Origin of the sequence: Flavobacterium sp. K77, from assembly GCF_021608205.1 — a bacterium.
Lineage (GTDB): Bacteria > Bacteroidota > Bacteroidia > Flavobacteriales > Flavobacteriaceae > Flavobacterium > Flavobacterium turcicum.
On sequence record NZ_JAKIHO010000005.1, the window covers coordinates 115,192 to 135,112 of the forward strand.

The following is a 19,921-nucleotide window of genomic DNA, read 5'->3' on the forward strand; positions in this document are numbered from 1 at the left end:
GTGAATCAAAAATAATACCTAATGATCACTTATTTTACATCTTGCATTAATTTTTTTACCAAAGGCGAAATAACGATTAATATTAAACCTGCAGCCAACGCGTAATAACTCAACTGCAAGTATCCATCAGCATATACGTTTAATTTGACCAAGTTGGTTTCATTGGATGATGCTTCGGCAATATTCGCACCTAATAAACCAGCAAAATATTGACCGTATGCACTAGCCAAAAACCACATTCCCATAATAACCGCTTGCGTTTTTTGAGGTGAAAGCTTAGTCATAGCCGACATACCAATTGGTGACAAGCACAACTCTCCAAAAGTAATCACCAACCATCCCATTGTGAAAATTCCCAAAGAAGTTTTGCCATTAAAATCAGCAAAGAATTTAGTGTAATAAAAAATCCAGAAACCACCAGCTAGAAACAAAAATGCCAAACCAAACTTGATAACCGTGTTGGGCTCAATTTTGCGCTTTGCCATCCATAGCCAAACCAAACCTACCAACGCCGCAAAACCTATTACAAAAAAGGAATTGGCTGAATTGTTAACTCCATTTGGACTCAATGTTACTCCTGCTATTTCGTTATTTAAGTTATTGGCGGCAAATAAACTTAACGATCCGCCACTCTGCTCAAAAAATGCCCAGAAAAAAATAGAAAAGATTATAAAAACCAATGCCGCAATCAACTTTTTGTTTTCGACAAGAGTAAAATTCTTCATCTCGTAAAACAAATACAAAACTGAAGCCGGCCCAATAAACAGCATAAAATAATCTGTGTAGCGCGTATTGGCGACCATTATAATAATTAGTGGAACTACAGCCAGAGACGCTAGGTAAGTAAGTATTTCTAAGTTCCGCTTTTTAGTTATCGTGAAATGAGTAAGGGGTGAAAGACCAATTGGACCTAATGTTTTTTGAGTTTGCGTGAAAGTAAGTAGACTAACAATCATAACAACGGCTGCAAAACCAAAACCGACATTCCAACGTAAATGTTCCGGAACTAGAGATTGCCACATGGAACCTTCGGCGACAGCAATACAAATATAACCACCTATTAACGCACCCAAATTCACACCCATATAAAAAAATGAAAATCCAGCATCACGTCTCGGGTCATTATTGGCGTACAACTGCCCTACCATTGAAGAGATATTGGGCTTAAAAAAACCCGTACCCACAATTGTGAATCCCAACCCGATAAAGAAGAAATTTTTAGGATCAAATGCCAAAATTGTACTTCCAACAATCATTAGTATTCCTCCCCAAAAGAGTGACTTGCGTAAGCCTAAAATTTTATCAGCAAATAAGCCTCCAATAAAAGTAAAAGCATACACCCAAGCTTGTGTTGCACCGTATTGCAAATTGGCAACTGTATCGTTCATAGCCAAATGGTTTACCATAAAAACTACGAGCATACCGCGCATTCCATAAAAACAAAACCGTTCCCACATCTCGCTAAAAAACAAATACCACAATTGTTTTGGGTATTTGCCTTTAAAATTTTGAATTTGTTCTAAACTTTGCATCTGAGCCATACTTAATTAATTCCGTGGTCTTTCATCACTTTATTGAGGTTTTTGACCAAGGCAAACATTAGCGCTGTTGCAAACATGAGCAAGCCAAAATTAAGCCAAAAGAAATTGGCCTTATCCTCGTAAGTATCCCACATACTGGCCAAAACTCCAGATAGTTTATTTCCAATTGAAGTGGCCAAAAACCAGCCACCCATCATTAAAGCGGTAATGTTTTTTGGTGATAACTTAGATACAATTGACAATCCCATTGGACTTAAGAATAATTCTCCAATCGTGATTACACCATAATTAGCAACCAACCACCAAACTGATACTTTTTCAGTTCCGTTGTTACCTATATGCACAGCAGCAACCATTACCAAAACGGACAAGGCAGATAATAATAGTCCAAAAGCTATTTTGGTTGGTGTAGAAGGTTCTTTTTTTCTGCTTCGTAAAAATGTAAAAAAGGCAACTACTAGCGGAGTTAATAAAATAACCCATCCCGGATTTATGGATTGACTCAAATTAGCCGACCAAGTATAAATTTTACTTTCTTCTTCAGGTAATTTTTCTTTGGCTACATTCCGAAAATAAAGCGGATAATCAACCACTTTTACCACCTTGCCGTCTTCTTTTTGAATTCGGAACGCAGCATCGTAAAGCGCAACAGAATCTTTTTTATAAGTTAAAGTGTCTATTAAGAAAAGTTGTGAACCTACTTTTTGCGGAACGCCTACCAACTCACGATCTGTATATTTATCACCCCAATTGTTTAATGCTGAACCATTCAATTTGAATACGGCCCAAAACAAAATAACCACTGCAAAAATAGATAGCAACGCACCAATCGGACGCTTTTCAGCGGGCTTGGCTTTAAAATACAAACTGCTATAAAACCATACAATCGGAATACATGCAAAAATAAAGGCATCGGTACTATCTGATCCAAATATAGAGCTATCAGCATTAGTTGCTGTAGTAACTCCTTTGATAAACCAACCAATTACACCAAAAATAACCGATGGTACCAAAATGTACATTACAATTTTAGAGAACGGCATATCGCCTTCTTGAATTCCTTTCTTCTCCGTTTTGTCACCATAATGCTTGGTCCCTAACATGAACACTAGCACACCAATAAACATCCCTACACCCGCAGCCATAAAAGCCTCTTGCCAGCCGAAAAGAATTTTTAGTGCGGCTCCAAAAAAGTTACAAATGAAAGCACCTACATTGATTCCCATATAAAAAATGTTGTAACCCTCATCCTTTTTGTCTTTGTATTCCTCATCGTTATAGAAATTACCCAACAAAGTTGAAATGTTTGGTTTGAAAAATCCGTTACCAATTATAACAAGCGTCATGGCAACATACAGCATTGTTAAATTCGGGATTCCCATCATCATGTAACCCACAGCCATCATCAAACCACCAATAACAATTGATTTTTTGTAGCCCAAATAACGATCGGCAATTAAACCACCAATAAAAGGTGTTAAAAACACCAAGGCAATGAAAGTTCCGTACAAATCAGACGATTCTTTTTCGGTCATTGAAAACCCCGATTCAACATCTTTGAGGTATAGGGTAAAAATTCCGATCATTAAATAATAACCGAAACGTTCCCACATTTCGGACAAAAACAAATAAGGCAAGGCTTTAGGATGACTTTTCCACATAATAATTCAATTTAAAAAAACAAACCTACAAGTTCACAGTGGCGAATTGCAGGTTTGAATATATACAACTATTTTTAAAAATTTGTTAACGCACGCCGTGCATCATTTTCTTCAATTTAGGAGTAAGTGCTAATAAAATGGCAGCTGCAAGTCCGCACAAAATAACAAACACCATAAAAAATTCAAACAAATTATGAATTTCAAAACCAGCAAATACTGGATTAGATGTACTAATTTGATTTTGTTCCAAAAGTGCTACTTGCTCTGCAGTAAGCGTAACTGTTTTATCCAAAACCGCTTGTAAATCAATACCAAGTTCTTTTGCTTTATTAAACTTGTCTCCAGTTGCAGGTAAAATAGAACCTAAAGTTCCAGCTAAAGCATAACCCGAAGCGTTTGACAAAAAGAACACTCCGTATAACAAAGATGAAAATCTTTTTGGAGATAGCTTACCTACCAATGAGAGACCAATTGGCGACAAGCAAAGCTCTGCACATGTTTGAATTAAATATAAAAGAATCAACCATTTGATAGCCAACAAACCATCATTACCTAAATCTTTTACATTATACGCAATAATAAAATAACTCAAAGCAATCAATCCTAAACCTACAGCTTGCTTTACAGGTGAGATTGGCTCTCTATCTTTACTTCTCAAATAATCCCATAACATACTGAACGGCACTGCAAATGCAACAACGAACAGTCCATTGAAAATTTGAACCATTGAAGGCGGCATGTTGTAACCAAAGAAATTTCTATCAGTTTGATTATCTGCAATAAATGTTAATGACGAACCTGCCTGTTCAAATGCAGCCCAGAAAAAGATAACGAAGAAAGCTACGATATAAATAACTAAAATTCTATCACGCTCTACTTTAGTTAATGAAGTATCTGAAATGATCAAACCAGCTAATGATAAACCACTAGCGTAAATTAAAGAGTAAATAAAGTTTTGACCTACCACATAATGAAACATCAACCCTAATCCGATGAAAGCTACAACAGCACCTATCAAAGCATTTTTGGAGAAAACAGCTTTTTGTGATTCACCCTCTTCATAATCGGAAGTATCGTTTTTAGAAGGAAGCCCGCCTAATTCTTTTCCTTCAGGAGTTACCACATATTTATCTTTCAGCACATAGAAAACAACCGTTCCTATCAACATTGCAACTGAAGCGGCTAAGAATCCCCATTTAAATGCATGAATATCTCTAATACCATCAACTTTTACGTCCCCAACAATTGGACAGATTAATTGTCCTAGGAAAGCTCCTAAGTTAATACCCATGTAAAAAATAGTAAATGCAGTATCTAATTTACTTTTTTCTTGTTTTGGATACAAACTCCCCACCATTGAGGAAATATTTGGCTTGAAAAATCCGTTTCCAAAAACAATAATACCTAACGCCGACCACATTAAAATAGTAGCCAAACTAATATTATTACCAAATACACTAGCGCTGATAAACAATAAAAATTGTCCGATAGCCATCATTAATCCACCTAGCAAAATACAATTTCTATTACCAAAAAAACGATCAGAAATAAAACCACCTAACATCGGAGTTAGATAACAAAGACCTAAAAACCCACCATAAATTAAAGAGGCATCTTCCTCTTTCATCATCAATGAATTTACAAGAAACAAAGTCAAAATAGCACGCATGCCATAAAAATTGAATCGTTCCCACATTTCGGTTCCAAATAATACCCAAAGTCCTTTTGGATGTCCTGATTTTGCTACTGATTCACTCATGTTATTTAAATTGGTTTGTTTTAATTTTTGTTATTATAAATTTTCTTTAATAAAATTGGTCATTTTGGTATACAACTGTACTCGTGTTTTACCTCCATAAATCCCATGATTGTTGTCCGGATAAATTTGAGAGTCAAATTGTTTGTTGGCTTGAATTAAAGCTTCCATCATTTGCATTGTATTTTGCACATGTACATTATCATCTCCTGAACCGTGAATCAATAAATACTTTCCTTTTAATTTATTCACGTGGTTTATCGGAGAGTTATCATCATAGCCACTTGCATTTTCTTGTGGGGTTTGCATGTAGCGCTCTGTGTACACACTATCATAAAAACGCCAGTTAGTTACTGGAGCAACCGCAATAGCCATTTTAAACACGTCATTCCCTTTCAAAATACAATTAGAGGCCATAAATCCACCAAACGACCAGCCAAATATACCAATTCTGTTTTTATCTACAAATGCATAATCGCCTATTACTTTAGCAGCATCAATTTGATCCTCCACTTCGTACTTCCCTAATTGCAACTGCGTCACTTTTTTGAAATCAGCACCTTTAAAACCGGTTCCACGTCCGTCAACACAGGCTACAATATAACCTTGTTGTGACAACATCATGAACCAATAATCATCTGTGCCATTCCAATCATTGTTTACTTGTTGTGAACCTGGACCAGAGTACTGGTACATAAATACTGGGTATTTTTTTGCGGGATCAAAATCTTTTGGTTTAATCACCCACGCATTCAGCTCATTACCTTTAGCTGTTTTTAAAACAAAAAATTCTTTAGTTGGTAAGTTGTACGCTTCTAGACGTTTTGAAAGTCCTTCGTTGCTTTGAATCACTTGAATTTCTTTACCTACTTTTGACTCGTTCAAAGTGTATTTAGTTGGTATTGTTGCGCTTGAAAAAGTACTGATGAAGTATTGAAAGTTCGGACTAAAAGTAGCTCTAGTAGTACCTGTTGCTTGTGATAAACGCACTTTATTTTTCCCATCTAAACCTATGCGGTACACATCTCTGTTAATAGAACCGTTCTCTACCGATTGGTAAAAAATAGTTTTTGTTTTTTCATCAAGGCCATAGTAGCTCGTTACTTCCCAATTGCCTTTAGTTACTTGATTTTTTAATTTTCCGTTTTTATCGTACCAGTAAATATGATTGAAACCGTCTTTCTCTGAAGTCCAAATAAAACTGTTGTCTTTTAAGAAAGTTAAATTATCTGTTACATCAACATACGCTTTGTCTTTTTCGTTCAATGCTACTTTTACAGCACCAGTGTTTCCGTCAATAAAAAGTAAATCTAAATTATCTTGATGACGGTTTAAAACTTGTGCTGATAAAACATTGGCATCTGTTGACCATTTTAAACGAGCAATATAAAAATCATTGTAATTTTTTAAGTCGATATCTTTTTTAGCTTTTGTGGCAACGTCATACACGTGCAAAGATACAGTTGCATTTTTCTCTCCTGCTTTTGGGTATTTGAAAGTTTGCATGAACGGATACAACTCTTTACCGAACATTGACATTGAAAATTCAGGAACCGCGCTTTCATCAAAACGAATAAACGCGACTTTTTTACTATCGGCGCTCCAATCAAAAGCTCTTACAAAAGCAAATTCTTCTTCGTAAACCCAGTCGGTAATCCCATTGATAACACTATTTTTTACACCATCAGTAGTTATTGCTGTACTTGTCGCAGTCGCAACATCGTAAACAAATAAATTATTGTCACGAGCGTACGCTATTTTTTTTCCGTCAGGCGAAAAAGTAGGCTCTTGTACCTGAAAATCAAAAAGAGTAGTTAGCTTTTTAGTAGTTGTATCGAATAAGAAATAATCTGCTGTGAATGAATGACGAAAAATTGCATTGCTATTACAAGCCAAAAGAATCAATTTTTCACTTGCGTCAAAAGTATAACTGTCAATACCATTTGCTAATTCTTTGTACCCTTTTGTATCAATAAGTGTAGATACTTTTTTGAGTGTTGCAAAATCATATAGATCAATTTGCATGCTTCGGCTAGCCCTATCTGCATTCAAAACGGTGTATTGATTGGTATTTTTTAGGGACTGCAATTCGTCCATTCCTTGCGTTCGAAAAGTTCCATTGTAAATTTCATCGATGGTAATTTTTTGCTGTGCAACAAGGTTCAAACACACGAACAAAAACAACACCATAATTTTTTTAGAATACATAATATATATTTAAAGATAAAAACCGTCAATTTTAGTGAAAAAATTACAAATATGAGCCATTTTATATGTTAAATGTAAAAAACAATCTCAAAAATAAAGCACGATTAGGATTCAATTAGATGCTTTTTAAAACTGTCAAAAATGTATCTTTGTGGACATCATATTATAATCAATTGAGAATGAACAAGGCCATAAGTGGATTTTCGAAATTATCCAAAGAAGAAAAAATAAAATGGATTGCCAACACCTATTTTTCAACACCAAACGAGGCCATCGACTTGTTGAAAAATTACTGGAACACAGACGAAAAAGTACAACAACTGCATGATGAATTTATAGAAAACACCATTACCAATTTTTATATTCCGCTTGGTGTAGCACCGAATTTCCTCATAAACAATAAATACACCACTATTCCAATGGCTATTGAAGAAAGTTCAGTAGTAGCAGCAGCCTCAAAAGCAGCCAAATTTTGGGCAACACGAGGCGGTTTTAAAACCACTATAATTGATACCGAAAAAATTGGTCAAGTTCACTTTTTGTACCAAGGTGAAGTATCTAAACTCAATTTGTTTTTCGCTCAAATCAAAGAACAATTTTATACTGCCACAGCTTCAATCACCGCCAACATGCAAAAACGCGGTGGCGGAATAACCTCGATTGAACTAAGAGACAAAACAGATTTGCTACCCAATTATTTTCAATTGCATGCCACTTTTGACACTAAAGACAGCATGGGAGCCAATTTTATCAATTCGTGTTTGGAACAATTTGCTAAAACTTTGAAAGCAGAAGCCAAGAATTACAGACTTTTTAATGAAACTGAGAGTGAAATTGAGGTTGTAATGAGTATTTTATCGAATTATGTACCCAATTGTCTAGTTCGTGCCGAAGTATCGTGCCCGATTGAAGATTTGACGGATAAAGAAATCCCGAATCCGCAAGAATTTGCTACTAAGTTTGTACAAGCCGTGCAAATTGCGGAGGTTGAACCTTACCGCGCAGTTACGCATAACAAAGGAATTATGAATGGTATAGATGCCGTGGTCCTTGCAACAGGAAACGATTTTCGCGCTGTAGAAGCAGGTGTACACGCCTACGCTTCACGCAAAGGTCAATACAGCAGTTTATCGCACGCAAAAATAGAGAACGGCATATTCACTTTTTGGCTTGATGTACCTTTGGCATTAGGCACTGTGGGCGGACTTACGTCTTTGCATCCTGTAGTAAAATTATCATTAGAAATGCTAGAAAAACCATCAGCTCCTGAACTGATGCAGATTGTAGCCGTTGCAGGTTTGGCACAAAATTTTGCTGCTTTACGCTCTTTAACCACAACAGGAATTCAGGAAGGACACATGAAAATGCATTTAAATAACATCTTGAATCAGCTAGAAGCCACGAAAGAAGAGCGTATTGCTATTCAAAAACATTTTGAAAACAATACCGTATCACATAACGCCGTAGTAGCTTTCACCGAAAGTTTACGCCAATAAGCACACTATTCTGCAAATAAAAATAGCGGTAATATTAAGTACATGAAAAAGACATTTTATAGCAATGGCAAACTATTGATTACAGGAGAATACCTTGTTCTTGATGGCGCTCAAGCTTTTGCACTACCCACCAAACAAGGGCAAAATTTAATCATTGAAGAAGGTAATCAAAACCAAATTCAATGGAAAAGCTTTGACTTTGATGGAACGATTTGGTTTGAAGACACATTATTATTTGAAGAAATAATATCTGGTAAAACATCCGATACTTCATCTGTAAAAAGCACATTGATTGAGATATTGCATGAAGGCTATAAAATGAATCCCAATTTTTTAAATACGGAGAAAGGATACAAGGTGCGTACTGAACTTACTTTTCCTAGAAAATGGGGCTTAGGTACTTCTTCCACCTTAATCAACAACATTGCGCAATGGTTACAAATTGATGCCTTCACACTCTTAAAAAACAGCTTTGGCGGCAGCGGTTATGATATTGCTTGCGCTCAAAACAACTGTGCAATTGTATTTGAAATAAAAGCAGGACAACCAACAGTAAAGCCAATTGAATTTCATCCTGAATTCACCAAAGACCTTTATTTTGTATACCTGAATAAAAAGCAGAATAGCAAAACCGCTATTGAAGCTTATCAAAAAAATAAAAAAACGAACTTAGCAGAAATAATAACTGCTACAAACAATTTGACAATAGCAGCTTATCAAGCCAAAACGCTAGCTGACTTTGAAACTGTTTTAAGAGAACACGAAAACAATTTAAGTGCGATATTAGAAACTCCAACTGTGCAAAAACAATTGTTTCCCGACTTTGAAGGAACAATAAAAAGTTTAGGAGCTTGGGGTGGCGATTTTGTTTTGGTTGCCTCTACAACAAACCCGACAGCTTATTTTAACTCCAAAGGATTTGATATATTAATTCCCTTTGAAGAAATGATTTTAGAACAATAAAGAATAATGCTTATATAATAAGAACAAATACAAACTGACTTAAACAAAAAACCCGATACTCAAACAGTATCGGGTTTTTTATATTCTGAAAGATTGAACTAGTAATTAAAGTCTAATCTGTTATCTTCAATTTTAGCATTAGCTTTTAAAGCAGGTACTACTCTGTTTGCATCTCCAGCACTTTGTGCTTTCAACTTTGTAACGTAAGCAGCATAGTTTTTAAGAGCTGGTGCTTTTACAGTACTCATGTTTTTTACAACGTAAACACCAGTATTCGCTTCAATCGGAGCAGATACTTTATTTGCAGCTAGAGCAAATGCATTACCTACTACTTTTGGTTCTGGTCCTACATTAGGCAACATAGCATTTTCTAGGGTAATGCCTGTAGCTTGCTGTACTGTTCCGCCAACTGCTTTTGCAATAGCTTCAAGAGACGAACCTGTCATTTTAGCTTTAATCAACTCAGCTTTCTTTTTGTTTTTCAAGATAGACTCTACATAAGGTCTTGCTACAGAAACGGCAACTAAACCAGAGTTATCGATATTTTTCAATTTAGCAATTACGTGACCAACATTTGGAACTTCAAAACGTTTTACATCACCAACTTTTACTCCTTTTTCAAAAGCCCATCTTACAATAGTTCTTTGGTTTCCTAATGGTCCAAAGTTTTCGTCCATTGCTTTTACACTAGCAGCAGGTGCAACTGTAAGACCTAATCCTTTAGCTACTTTAGCCAAATCTTGTCCTGCAGCATCCATTTCTAACTTAGTAGCTTGTGTGAAAATTTTATCAGAAGTAGCCTCAGATGGCTCAATTTTTTGAGCTACTGTTGCCAAACGAATTCCGTCTTGCTTGTCAGTTACTTTGATGATATGAAAACCAAACTGCGTTTCTACCAAACCTATTTTTCCAATTGGATTTGCGAAAACAAAATCATTGAATGGTTTTACCATTTGGCCAGGACCAAAAGTTCCTAAATCACCACCTTGTTGTGCTGAAGAATCATCTGAGTTAGTAAAAGCCAACATCATGAAACTTTCAGGATTTGCTTGTACTTGAGCCAAAAGTGCTTCTGCTTTTTCTTTTGCATCCTCTTTTGTTCTTTTTTCTTTTTGGCTAGGAGTTTGAGAACCTTCGTAACCAATTAAAATATGACTTGCTTTCGCATTAACTCCAGCTCTCATCCCTAAAGATTTAGAAATGCAATAGTATTTACCAAAAGTATATGGTCCGTAAACCGCACCTGGAGCAAGGTTGAATAATTTATCAGCATCTACAGCAGGTAAATCTTTCTTAGCGATATAAGTTGAGTCGTAAGGAACATCAGAATTTGAATTTACAAAATCAACCACATTTTTAGTATTCCTGAAACCAGCAACAGTATCATTTTTACCAGTAGTTTGGTTGTACACTACGCTTCCTGATAACAACGCATTAATTTTAGATTTTACTTCTGCTTCATCAGCTGCAGATGGCTTATCTTCTATTAAAACATAATCCACTTCGCGAGACTCATCCGCTTTGTATTTCTTCTTGTTTTTCGCCATGAAATCTTGGATTTCAGCATCGGTGATTTTTACATCACTATCTTTAATGGTAGAGTATAAACCTGCAACATATGCAAAGTTTACTTTATTTGACTCCATTTCATATTTCATCTTCGCTTCGCTTTCAGTTGCGTACACAGCAGCTTTAATCATTGTGTTGTACATCTGAAACTTTGCATTCAAATCAGCATCTTTTTCTCTATCTTTCAAGAATTGAGCTTGTTCTGGATTTGACTTGAAATATTGTTTGAATTTAGTAACATCGAAAGCTCCTGCTGCATTCAAAAACAAAGGGTTTCCACCGATGTTTTGATCTGACTTTAGAACCTCTAATAAATGTTTTTCACCTACTCTTAAACCTAACTTTTCGAATTCAGAAGTCAATAAAGCAATAGACACTTCTTGCTCCCACACTTGGTTAGCTGCTTGAGTAGATGTAATACCTTGGCCGCTTTTTTCTACATTGCTTACTTTTACTCTAAAATCTTCGAATGAAATATCTTTTCCATCAATGCTTCCTACATCTTTTGATGTACTACTGAAACCACCACTATTGAATATATCACCTATGATAAATGCTAATAAACAAAACCCGATAACAAGTATCAAGAGAAGTGAACGTTGTCTAATTTTTTGTAAAACTGCCATTTTATTGTTGTTAATTTTTATATTCAGTTTGCGAAAATACAATTATCTAATTAATAATTATACTAGTAGCGTTTTATTTTACAAGAATTTTTGTTTTCCTAATAAAAATCAGTCTTGGGCATTCATTTTAACGATTTCTATTTTCTTATTTGATGCTGCAACAATGGTAAATTGAAACTTATCGATGGCAATAACAGTGTTTTTTAAGGGTATTTCCTTTACAAAATCGACCAGATATCCACCAAGGGTTTCGTAAGCTTCCGACTCTGGAATTTGTAATTTATACATTTGATTCAAATAACTCACTTCTAATCTTGCCGAGAAGACATATTCTCCTTTTCCTAAATCCTGCTCAATGAGGAGTTCATCAATATCGTGTTCGTCTTCAATTTCGCCAAAAAGCTCTTCTACAATATCCTCTATGGTAAGTACTCCTGCGGTACCGCCGTATTCGTCAAGTACAACTGCCATACTTTTACGTTTTTTTGTCAATAAGCTGAGTACATCTTTAATCAACATCGTTTCAGGAACAAACTCCGCTTTAATCATTACCGATTCAACTGACTCTGGCTTTTTAAACATTTCAAATGAATGTACGTAACCTAAGCAATTATCTAGTGAATCATCAAAAACCATGATTTTAGAATAACCAGTTTTAATAAAAGTATCCAATAATTTAAACACATCATCGGTAATCTCCACCGCAACAATTTCTGTTCTTGGCGTCATGACTTCTCGTGCTTTGACCCCCGAGAACTCTAAAGCATTTTGAAAAATTACTATTTCAGTGTCTATTTCAGTAGCCTCATCAATCGAATTCATTTGCTCTGTGATATAGTCTCCTAATTCTATTTTGGTAAAAAATAAAGGACTACCATCGTGCGTATTTCTAAAAACCAACTTAGAAATAGCATCAGAAAAATAAATTAAAAGAAAAGCTATTGGCGAAAATAACAAGTAGAAAACATAGGCAGGAACAGCAAAAAACTTGATCAATGCGTTGGCGTATATTTGAAAAAAGACCTTCGACAACCAACCAGCGGTGCAACCGTAAACCAAAACAGCTAAAACAATTTGAAGCCCAAAAAGAACTACCGCTGGCAAAATAAATTGTTGCTCTTCACAATACAATCGAATTGCATGACTAAACTGAATACCAAAAATAACAATTGCAATGGCATTACCTGTTAGCATTGCCACGAGAAAACGAGATGGTTTTTCAGTAAGTTTATTTAGTATGGTAGAGAAGAAATTATCTTGCTTTTTTTCGATTTCAAGATAAATTTTATTAGAGGAAACAAAAGCAGCTTCCATACCGGTAAAAAAAGCGCTTAGTATTAAACACGATATGATAATACCAAACTCCACTTTTTAGACTTTTTTGTTTCTGTCCTCGAATTTACGAGCAAATTTTCTGCGGAAGAAAAACATGAAGACTGCAAGAGCTGCGATCATAAAACTGAGCCATGGCGAGCCTAAAGAAGGATCACTCAATTTAGTAACACCATCATAAATTAAATAAGCTGCAAAAAAAAGATAAACGTATTGGGTAAATTGTATGTATTTCATGATAGTTGGTTTTATTCGTTAGATTCTAATTCGCCAGTGATTTTTTGAGAGTTGATCACTTTAAAATCCTTACTGAAATCAATTCCTTGTCCGTTAGAAACGCCTTTAGGATCTGATAATTTAAATTTGCGTTCGGTAAAAAACCATTCGTTTTTTTGATCAAAATACAACTGCTCTGTTTCAAGCATTTGTCCTAGCTCGGTATAAATTTTTACTTTACCTTGTAAATCAATGATGTTTGTTCGTTTATAAGAAACCGCATAATCTGCCTTGATAAAGGTTTTCTTTTGATTTTTATCAAACAAAGTTACATCAATACCCTTTGGAAACTCAGAAAAAGGAAAATCAACGCTAGAGTAATCTAACATTTTTTTACTTACCAAAACAGCCGTTATTCGGCCCGAGTCAGTGTATTTTAAATCCACCATATCAGCATCGCTATTTGGAACAAATTCTGAAAAGTTGATTTTTTGAACTTCTTTAAAATTGCTTTCACAACCAAAAATAACGAGCATAGCAGCACTCATCAACACCCATTTGCTACTATTTTTAAAAAATAAGTTCATAAGATATGCTGCACCATTGGGCACAGTAGTTTATTAGTCGAATTTACGTCTTTGGAACCAACGGTCGTTTAATGAAAAACCGATGCTAACGTTAGCATAATTTTCTTGTACCAAGTTTGATTTAGTTGTACCACGTTGACCAAACTCTAAGCCAATATTAATATTAGAATAAGTACCGCCTAAAGGTAATCCAACTCCTAACGTTAACGCAGCATCATTAACAGCTTGAGAATTGATTACTAAACCTGTGTTTTCGTATCTGAAACCACCTCTGTAAACAATACGTTTTGCGTAACTTGAAAACGAATTGTAATCAGGAATAAAGTAACCACCTACTGTATATTTCGAAGCTTTTTCATAAGATACATTGGCAAGTGCATTGTAACTATTAGCTAACGATCCCGCATCTTGCATCGTGTATCCAACTCCAAAAAGCCATTTTCTAGCTTGACCAATACCTACTTGTGCAACGTACTTGCTTGGTATTTTTAGTTTTCGTTCTGAAACTTCTTCATCTAAAACATCAACAATCGCTACATCAAAGTTAGAGTTGTATAAAGCAGTAGCAATGTTTCGTGTATTTTGAGCTGTTAATGTACTCTCCAAACTATAGGTTATACTACTAAAAAGAGACAATTTCTTGTTTAACTTACGTTGGTACATAAGTCCTGCATTAAAATTAACGCCTGACAAATCAACAGTATTCAACTCTCGAGTCCCAATAGCAACATCATTTACGTACTCAAAATTATTAGATTCAATTTTTCCGAAATTATAATTCACATCAGCACCAATGCTAAATGTTGGCGTAATTTTATACCCTAAACCAAAAAAAACTTTATTCATTCCACCTTTACCATCAAAACGACGGCTATTAATAGCTGGATCTGTAGACTCAGAATTAATTTTATACCCTACAGAAGAGTACGGAATCAAACCAAAACCTACACCAAATTTACCCATAGGCAAACCTACAGCCAAATAATCTAGTGCCGTTCTTCGGGCACTTGCTGAGTTGCTATCCGACTTTAGTTTAGTTGTGTATTGTGTACCACCCAATGTAAAAGTGGTGTATTTTAAGTGTGCATAACTTGCTGGATTTTGCAAATTCATATGAATACTGTCCTGCTCGACGGCAATTTCACCCATAGAACGAAATTCTAAAGTTCCTCTAAATCGCACATCCCCTATTCCATAAAACGAGTATGGAGAAGAAGTTCCCTCTTGAGCCAATGAAACTAGAGACACTAGCAGACAGAAACTAACTAAAATTTTTTTGATCATTTTTTGATTTTATAATGAAATTGTTGGTTCAAACTTTCCAGCAGGAAATATGAATTGGCAAATATGGTATTTTTTAATCGTTTAGCCAAAAAATCTGTATCGCCACCCGTTAAAATTATTATAAAATTGGAATACCTTTTTTTATAGGCATCAATTGTACCATCAATTTCGGCAATCATACCATTAACAACACCCGAGTGAATGGCTTCCTGCGTTGAACCACCAATTAAATCTTTTGGCTCTTGGGTGGGCAACAATGGCAACTTTGCCGTATAATGATGCAAAGACTCATAACGTAAACGCAATCCGGGCGCAATTGCACCTCCTAAATAACAATTAGCTGCATCAATAAAATCATACGTAATACAAGTACCCGCATCAATAACCAATCTGTTTTGCGCAGGGTACATTAAAACCGCACCTGTCGCCAACACCATTCTGTCTAAACCTAGAGTCTGAGGAGTTTCATAATTATTTTGAAAAGGAAAACCGTCCTCGCGTGAAATATAGTGTACGTTTATTCGATCTTGGAAGGTCAAAAAAAATTCTTTTTCGAGATCTGAGACTGAAGAAACCACCAAATCTTGCAGATTCTTGAATTTATTTAAAATATTTTCAAAATTTATTTTTGCTTCATTTTTCGAAAAGACAAAAAACTCTAAAATCGTAGCTCCCTCAAAAACAGCCGCTTTGATTCTCGAATTCCCCACATCAACCACTAGTATCATTTTGTGAAATTTATAGTGCCAAAGGTACGAATAGATTTTTTTTAAAAAATGTTTTGGAGAAACTAAAAAAGCTTCTATATTTGCACCCGCAACAGCGAGGTACCTTAGCTCAGATGGTAGAGCAATGGACTGAAAATCCATGTGTCCCTGGTTCGATCCCTGGAGGTACCACAAAACCCGAATAGAAATATTCGGGTTTTTTGTTTTTAATACTTTTTTAAAAAAACACTTCCGTAAAAACTTTCCTCTTCAAAGCATTCCATTTTTTATCGCAAACCGAAAGATTAAATTTCATTTGAAGTGAAATACTCTTCTTATCTGGAGTAACCACTACTTAATGCCGAGTGTTTATTCCTGCCCATTTTTTACTCATTACACAAGAAAAAACCAATAAAAATACAGACTGTGTAAATTTTTGGAATATTTTTTAGATAATTCTAATTTACAATCGTGCTAATTTGCTATATTTATGCAAATTTTATATACATGGAATTACTAGCCTGTCCAAAATGTCAAGGAAATCAGATAACAAAGAGTGGAATTGTAAACCAAAAGCAACGCTATTTATGTAAAAAATGCGCTTATTTTTTTACCGTTAACAAGCTAGGTAAGAAAATTGACGACTACTATGTTACAAAAGCGCTTCAACTTTATTTAGAAGGATTAAGCTATAGAGAGGTCGAGCGAATCATAGGTGTGTCACACGTTACCATAAGTAATTGGGTAAAATCCTTCAATATCAAAAAACCTTCACACGCTAATTATCACCCTACTTATAAAATTTTAAGCCACTTAGAACTAATTGAATATCTAAAAAGTAAGGAGTTATTATCCGGGGCAGGAATGATTATTACTGAATTAGGAGATAAGTTCATGCTTATAAAATGGGAACGTTTTAAAGATTAACTATACTACTTTACACGTATATATATTAAAATTTTTTTTAATGAGAAAAAATTAGAATTTGGCACTCAGTTAACAAACCATTTACTAACCAACCTTCTAATTATGAAAAAAATATTTTTTTCAGCCGCAGTACTCTTACTATCGCTAAAAGGTTTTTCTCAAGGCTCAACAGAATACGGAAGCGGTCTGAAATTCAATCTGAACGAAGACGGTTCTAAATTCATGCGAGTGATTGCCTGGAACCAAATTTGGATGCGCTCCTCTGAGATGAATCCGGGAACCATGATCAATGGCGAACCAACCTCAACTGCTACCGATATCGGAAATCGAAGACTTCGTTTTTTGGCTTACGCACAAATCTCAAAGCGCTACATGATTTTAACCCATTTTGGTATTAACAATCAAACTTTTACTAATGGTGGCGCAGCAGGTAGTTCTGGAACTGGAGCTTACGGCGCTGGTAAAAAACCAGGTCTTTTTTTTCACGATGCTTGGAATGAATACGCAGTTGTACTTCCTGAAAAAGATAAAAAATTCAGTATGTCATTAGGCGCCGGACTTCATTATTACATGGGTCTTTCTAGAATGACGATGGGATCTACACTCAACTTCCTTACCATTGATGCTCCTATTTTCAACTGGCCTCTGATTGAAAATTCAGATCAATTTGCGCGACAAGTAGGTCTATTTGCTAAAGGTAAGTACGGAAAACTAGAGTACCGCTTAAGTTACAACAAACCTTATGCAACCAACCTTGCTCCTGTAAACACCACTAATGCCGCAAATGCGGTTGCGGTAGACAATAGCGGCATAACCAAATGGTCTAAAGCAGGATACTTGGAGTATCAATTTTTAGATCAAGAAGCTAATGTATTACCATTTAAAGTAGGAAGTTATTTGGGCACCAAAAAAGTATTTAACTTAGGTGCAGGTTTTTATACCGCTCCTGATGCTACAAGAACTTCTGTAAATAACACCATCAACAAGCACGACATTACGCTATTATCTGCGGATGCGTTTATGGATTTACCTGTTGGAAAAAAAGAAAAGAAAATGGCGGTTACTGCCTACAGCGTTTTATACGACTACGATTTTGGACCAAATTACCTTCGTAACGTAGGAATTATGAACATTGGAAGTGTTGATCCTAATTTTACAGGAAATAGAGCTATTGCTGGACCTGGAACCGCGCAACCTACTATTGGATCTGGAACCATTTGGTATACGCAAGCTGGTTTTTTATTACCTAACAAAGAGGTGAAACCTAAAGTAAGAATTCAACCTTTTGGAGCGGTAACCTACAAAGATTTTGACGCCTTAGCACAGTCAAGCACACAATTCGACATTGGATCTAACTTTTTCTTAGACGGACACCACGCCAAAATTACCGCTCAATATTCTACCAGACCCGTATATACTTCACTTACTAATCGATCAGGATCTTTGGGTGACTTTGTAGTACAACTTCAAATTTATTTATAAATCATCTTTAATACACATCATATGAGTACAAAATCAACAAAAGGAATTTGGAAAGTCATTTCCGCTTCTTCAATGGGAACCATGATCGAATGGTACGACTTTTATATTTTTGGGAGTTTAGCTGTAGTCTTGTCTACAAAATTCTTTCCATCGGATAATCCAACTGCAGCTTTCTTATCCACTTTAGCCACTTTTGCTGCTGGTTTTGTGGTGCGTCCCTTCGGAGCTTTATTTTTCGGTAGATTAGGAGATTTAATCGGAAGAAAATATACTTTCATGGTAACGCTAATGTTAATGGGTGGCGCTACTTTTGTCATTGGTTGTATTCCGAGTTATGAAACTATTGGTTATGCCGCACCAATCTTAGTCCTAATACTACGTTTATTACAAGGTTTAGCCTTGGGTGGTGAATATGGTGGCGCTGCAACTTATGTAGCAGAACACGCTCCTGCTGGCGAAAAAGGCTATTGGACCTCTTGGATTCAAACCACTGCAACTGTAGGTTTATTCATTTCGTTGATGGTAATTTTAATTACAAAAAGTGCACTTTCGAAAGAAGCATTTGATGATTGGGGTTGGAGAGTACCATTTTGGGTTTCTATTTTAATGGTTTTCGTATCGTACTTAATTCGTAAAAACATGGACGAATCACCTGTTTTTGCTAAAACAAAAGCGGAAGGAAAAACATCAACAAATCCATTAAAAGAAAGTTTTGGTAATCGCTACAATTTAAAATTTGTTCTTCTTGCTTTATTTGGAGCCACTATGGGACAAGGGGTTGTTTGGTACACTGGTCAATTCTATGCTATGAACTTCTTGAAAACAGTACAATTTATCGACTCTTCTCAAGTAGATATGTTGCTAGGAATTGCCTTAATTTTAGGAACTCCATTCTTCGTGTTCTTTGGTTGGTTGAGTGATAAAGTAGGTCGAAAATACATTATGATGGGAGGAATGTTAATTGCCCTTTTAGCTTACAGACCGATTTACAAACAAATGTACACAACAACAGACTTAACTTTAAAAACAGAAGTTGTTGCTAATACAAAAGTAGTTCCAACGATTAAAGAAGTAGATGCTACTAAAATGGATTCTATTTATACCACAACCAAAACTTATACTGATGGTACAGCGGTAGAAGAAATTCAAACCAAGCACTTCGAGGCTGGAAAACTAATGGTTGATGACAAAGGAAAAGATAAAATCGAAACCAAAATCACCAAAACAATTAATGAAGGTGACAAATGGATGTTAGTTTTTCTAGTTTTTATTCAAGTTATCTTTGTTACAATGGTTTACGGACCTATTGCAGCTTTCCTTGTTGAAATGTTCCCAGTAAAAATTCGATACACTTCAATGTCATTGCCTTACCATGTTGGGAACGGTATTTTCGGTGGACTACTACCAGCCATTTCTACTTATTTTGTAACTTCCGCAAAAGATGGTGGTAATCCTGAATTTTATTTAGAAGGCTTATGGTATCCAATAGGCATTGCAGCAGTTTGTTTCGTAATTGGAATGATTTATATCGACAGAAAAAACAATACACTTCACGACTAAAACAGA

Annotated in this window: 15 protein-coding genes and 1 tRNA gene; 6 read left to right on the plus strand and 10 right to left on the minus strand. The window is 35.5% G+C overall.

Translation table 11 applies throughout. From position 1 onward, the window contains the following. Positions 1 to 29: 29 nt before the first annotated feature. The 4 genes from L1S34_RS10565 to L1S34_RS10580 all read right to left on the minus strand — a co-directional run bounded on the left by L1S34_RS10565 (position 30) and on the right by L1S34_RS10580 (position 7,166). Positions 30 to 1,541 (minus strand): peptide MFS transporter, encoded by a 1,512-nt coding sequence (locus tag L1S34_RS10565; protein ID WP_236363991.1) that lies wholly within the window; start codon positions 1,539 to 1,541, stop codon positions 30 to 32. 2 nt (positions 1,542 to 1,543) lie between these two features. Then, entirely contained in the window at positions 1,544 to 3,202 is a 1,659-nt protein-coding gene (locus L1S34_RS10570) for a peptide MFS transporter (RefSeq protein WP_236363992.1), read from the minus strand. An 85-nt stretch (positions 3,203 to 3,287) separates the two neighbouring features. Continuing rightward, positions 3,288 to 4,961, minus strand: a complete 1,674-nt coding sequence (locus L1S34_RS10575) for a peptide MFS transporter (protein ID WP_236363993.1) — start codon at positions 4,959 to 4,961, stop codon at positions 3,288 to 3,290. A 33-nt stretch (positions 4,962 to 4,994) separates the two neighbouring features. Then, on the minus strand, positions 4,995 to 7,166 hold the full coding sequence (locus tag L1S34_RS10580; protein ID WP_236363994.1) for a S9 family peptidase: 2,172 nt from the start codon (positions 7,164 to 7,166) through the stop codon (positions 4,995 to 4,997). Between the two features lie 179 nt (positions 7,167 to 7,345). Between L1S34_RS10580 and L1S34_RS10585 the strand changes: the two genes are divergently transcribed. Then, positions 7,346 to 8,662, plus strand: coding sequence for a hydroxymethylglutaryl-CoA reductase, degradative (locus L1S34_RS10585; protein WP_236363995.1), 1,317 nt, complete (start codon positions 7,346 to 7,348; stop codon positions 8,660 to 8,662). A 42-nt stretch (positions 8,663 to 8,704) separates the two neighbouring features. Continuing rightward, complete coding sequence (locus L1S34_RS10590; protein ID WP_236363996.1) at positions 8,705 to 9,625, plus strand: GYDIA family GHMP kinase; 921 nt, start codon at positions 8,705 to 8,707, stop codon at positions 9,623 to 9,625. 98 nt (positions 9,626 to 9,723) lie between these two features. Here the strand turns inward: L1S34_RS10590 and L1S34_RS10595 are convergent, their stop codons facing one another. The 6 genes from L1S34_RS10595 to L1S34_RS10620 form a co-directional block, all read right to left on the minus strand. Continuing rightward, complete coding sequence (locus L1S34_RS10595; protein ID WP_236363997.1) at positions 9,724 to 11,820, minus strand: peptidylprolyl isomerase; 2,097 nt, start codon at positions 11,818 to 11,820, stop codon at positions 9,724 to 9,726. A 108-nt stretch (positions 11,821 to 11,928) separates the two neighbouring features. Continuing rightward, positions 11,929 to 13,188, minus strand: coding sequence for a hemolysin family protein (locus L1S34_RS10600; protein ID WP_236363998.1), 1,260 nt, complete (start codon positions 13,186 to 13,188; stop codon positions 11,929 to 11,931). Between the two features lie 3 nt (positions 13,189 to 13,191). Beyond that, complete coding sequence (locus L1S34_RS10605) at positions 13,192 to 13,389, minus strand: hypothetical protein (RefSeq protein ID WP_236363999.1); 198 nt, start codon at positions 13,387 to 13,389, stop codon at positions 13,192 to 13,194. An 11-nt stretch (positions 13,390 to 13,400) separates the two neighbouring features. Next, positions 13,401 to 13,955 carry an LPS export ABC transporter periplasmic protein LptC gene (lptC, locus tag L1S34_RS10610; protein ID WP_236364000.1) on the minus strand — a complete coding sequence of 185 codons (555 nt, stop codon included), beginning with the start codon at positions 13,953 to 13,955 and terminating at the stop codon, positions 13,401 to 13,403. 33 nt (positions 13,956 to 13,988) lie between these two features. Continuing rightward, the gene (locus L1S34_RS10615) at positions 13,989 to 15,239 is read right to left on the minus strand and encodes a hypothetical protein (protein WP_236364001.1); all 1,251 of its coding nucleotides are present in this window, start codon (positions 15,237 to 15,239) and stop codon (positions 13,989 to 13,991) included. Next, on the minus strand, positions 15,236 to 15,967 hold the full coding sequence (locus tag L1S34_RS10620; protein ID WP_236364002.1) for a type III pantothenate kinase: 732 nt from the start codon (positions 15,965 to 15,967) through the stop codon (positions 15,236 to 15,238). Before L1S34_RS10620 ends, L1S34_RS10615 begins: the two co-directional genes overlap by 4 nt. A 98-nt stretch (positions 15,968 to 16,065) precedes the next feature. On the opposite strand from L1S34_RS10620, the gene L1S34_RS10625 reads away from it, so the two are divergent. The 4 genes from L1S34_RS10625 (at position 16,066) to L1S34_RS10640 (ending at position 19,915) form a co-directional block, all read left to right on the plus strand. Next, positions 16,066 to 16,138: transfer RNA gene (locus tag L1S34_RS10625), tRNA-Phe, on the plus strand. A gap of 315 nt (positions 16,139 to 16,453) precedes the next feature. Beyond that, positions 16,454 to 16,873, plus strand: coding sequence for a transposase-like zinc-binding domain-containing protein (locus tag L1S34_RS10630; RefSeq protein WP_236364003.1), 420 nt, complete (start codon positions 16,454 to 16,456; stop codon positions 16,871 to 16,873). Positions 16,874 to 16,975: 102 nt separating this feature from the next. Next, positions 16,976 to 18,355 carry a porin gene (locus L1S34_RS10635; protein WP_236364004.1) on the plus strand — a complete coding sequence of 460 codons (1,380 nt, stop codon included), beginning with the start codon at positions 16,976 to 16,978 and terminating at the stop codon, positions 18,353 to 18,355. Positions 18,356 to 18,376: 21 nt separating this feature from the next. Continuing rightward, positions 18,377 to 19,915, plus strand: coding sequence for an MFS transporter (locus L1S34_RS10640; protein WP_236364005.1), 1,539 nt, complete (start codon positions 18,377 to 18,379; stop codon positions 19,913 to 19,915). Positions 19,916 to 19,921 lie beyond the last annotated feature (6 nt).

Coding starts and splice junctions, on each gene's coding strand:
- L1S34_RS10565 (WP_236363991.1), bottom strand. CDS start 1,541: ATGGCTCAGATGCAAAGTTTAGAACAAATTCAAAATTTTAAAGGCAAA.
- L1S34_RS10570 (WP_236363992.1), bottom strand. CDS start 3,202: ATGTGGAAAAGTCATCCTAAAGCCTTGCCTTATTTGTTTTTGTCCGAA.
- L1S34_RS10575 (WP_236363993.1), bottom strand. CDS start 4,961: ATGAGTGAATCAGTAGCAAAATCAGGACATCCAAAAGGACTTTGGGTA.
- L1S34_RS10580 (WP_236363994.1), bottom strand. CDS start 7,166: ATGTATTCTAAAAAAATTATGGTGTTGTTTTTGTTCGTGTGTTTGAAC.
- L1S34_RS10585 (WP_236363995.1), top strand. CDS start 7,346: ATGAACAAGGCCATAAGTGGATTTTCGAAATTATCCAAAGAAGAAAAA.
- L1S34_RS10590 (WP_236363996.1), top strand. CDS start 8,705: ATGAAAAAGACATTTTATAGCAATGGCAAACTATTGATTACAGGAGAA.
- L1S34_RS10595 (WP_236363997.1), bottom strand. CDS start 11,820: ATGGCAGTTTTACAAAAAATTAGACAACGTTCACTTCTCTTGATACTT.
- L1S34_RS10605 (WP_236363999.1), bottom strand. CDS start 13,389: ATGAAATACATACAATTTACCCAATACGTTTATCTTTTTTTTGCAGCT.
- lptC (WP_236364000.1), bottom strand. CDS start 13,955: ATGAACTTATTTTTTAAAAATAGTAGCAAATGGGTGTTGATGAGTGCT.
- L1S34_RS10615 (WP_236364001.1), bottom strand. CDS start 15,239: ATGATCAAAAAAATTTTAGTTAGTTTCTGTCTGCTAGTGTCTCTAGTT.
- L1S34_RS10620 (WP_236364002.1), bottom strand. CDS start 15,967: ATGATACTAGTGGTTGATGTGGGGAATTCGAGAATCAAAGCGGCTGTT.
- L1S34_RS10630 (WP_236364003.1), top strand. CDS start 16,454: ATGGAATTACTAGCCTGTCCAAAATGTCAAGGAAATCAGATAACAAAG.
- L1S34_RS10635 (WP_236364004.1), top strand. CDS start 16,976: ATGAAAAAAATATTTTTTTCAGCCGCAGTACTCTTACTATCGCTAAAA.
- L1S34_RS10640 (WP_236364005.1), top strand. CDS start 18,377: ATGAGTACAAAATCAACAAAAGGAATTTGGAAAGTCATTTCCGCTTCT.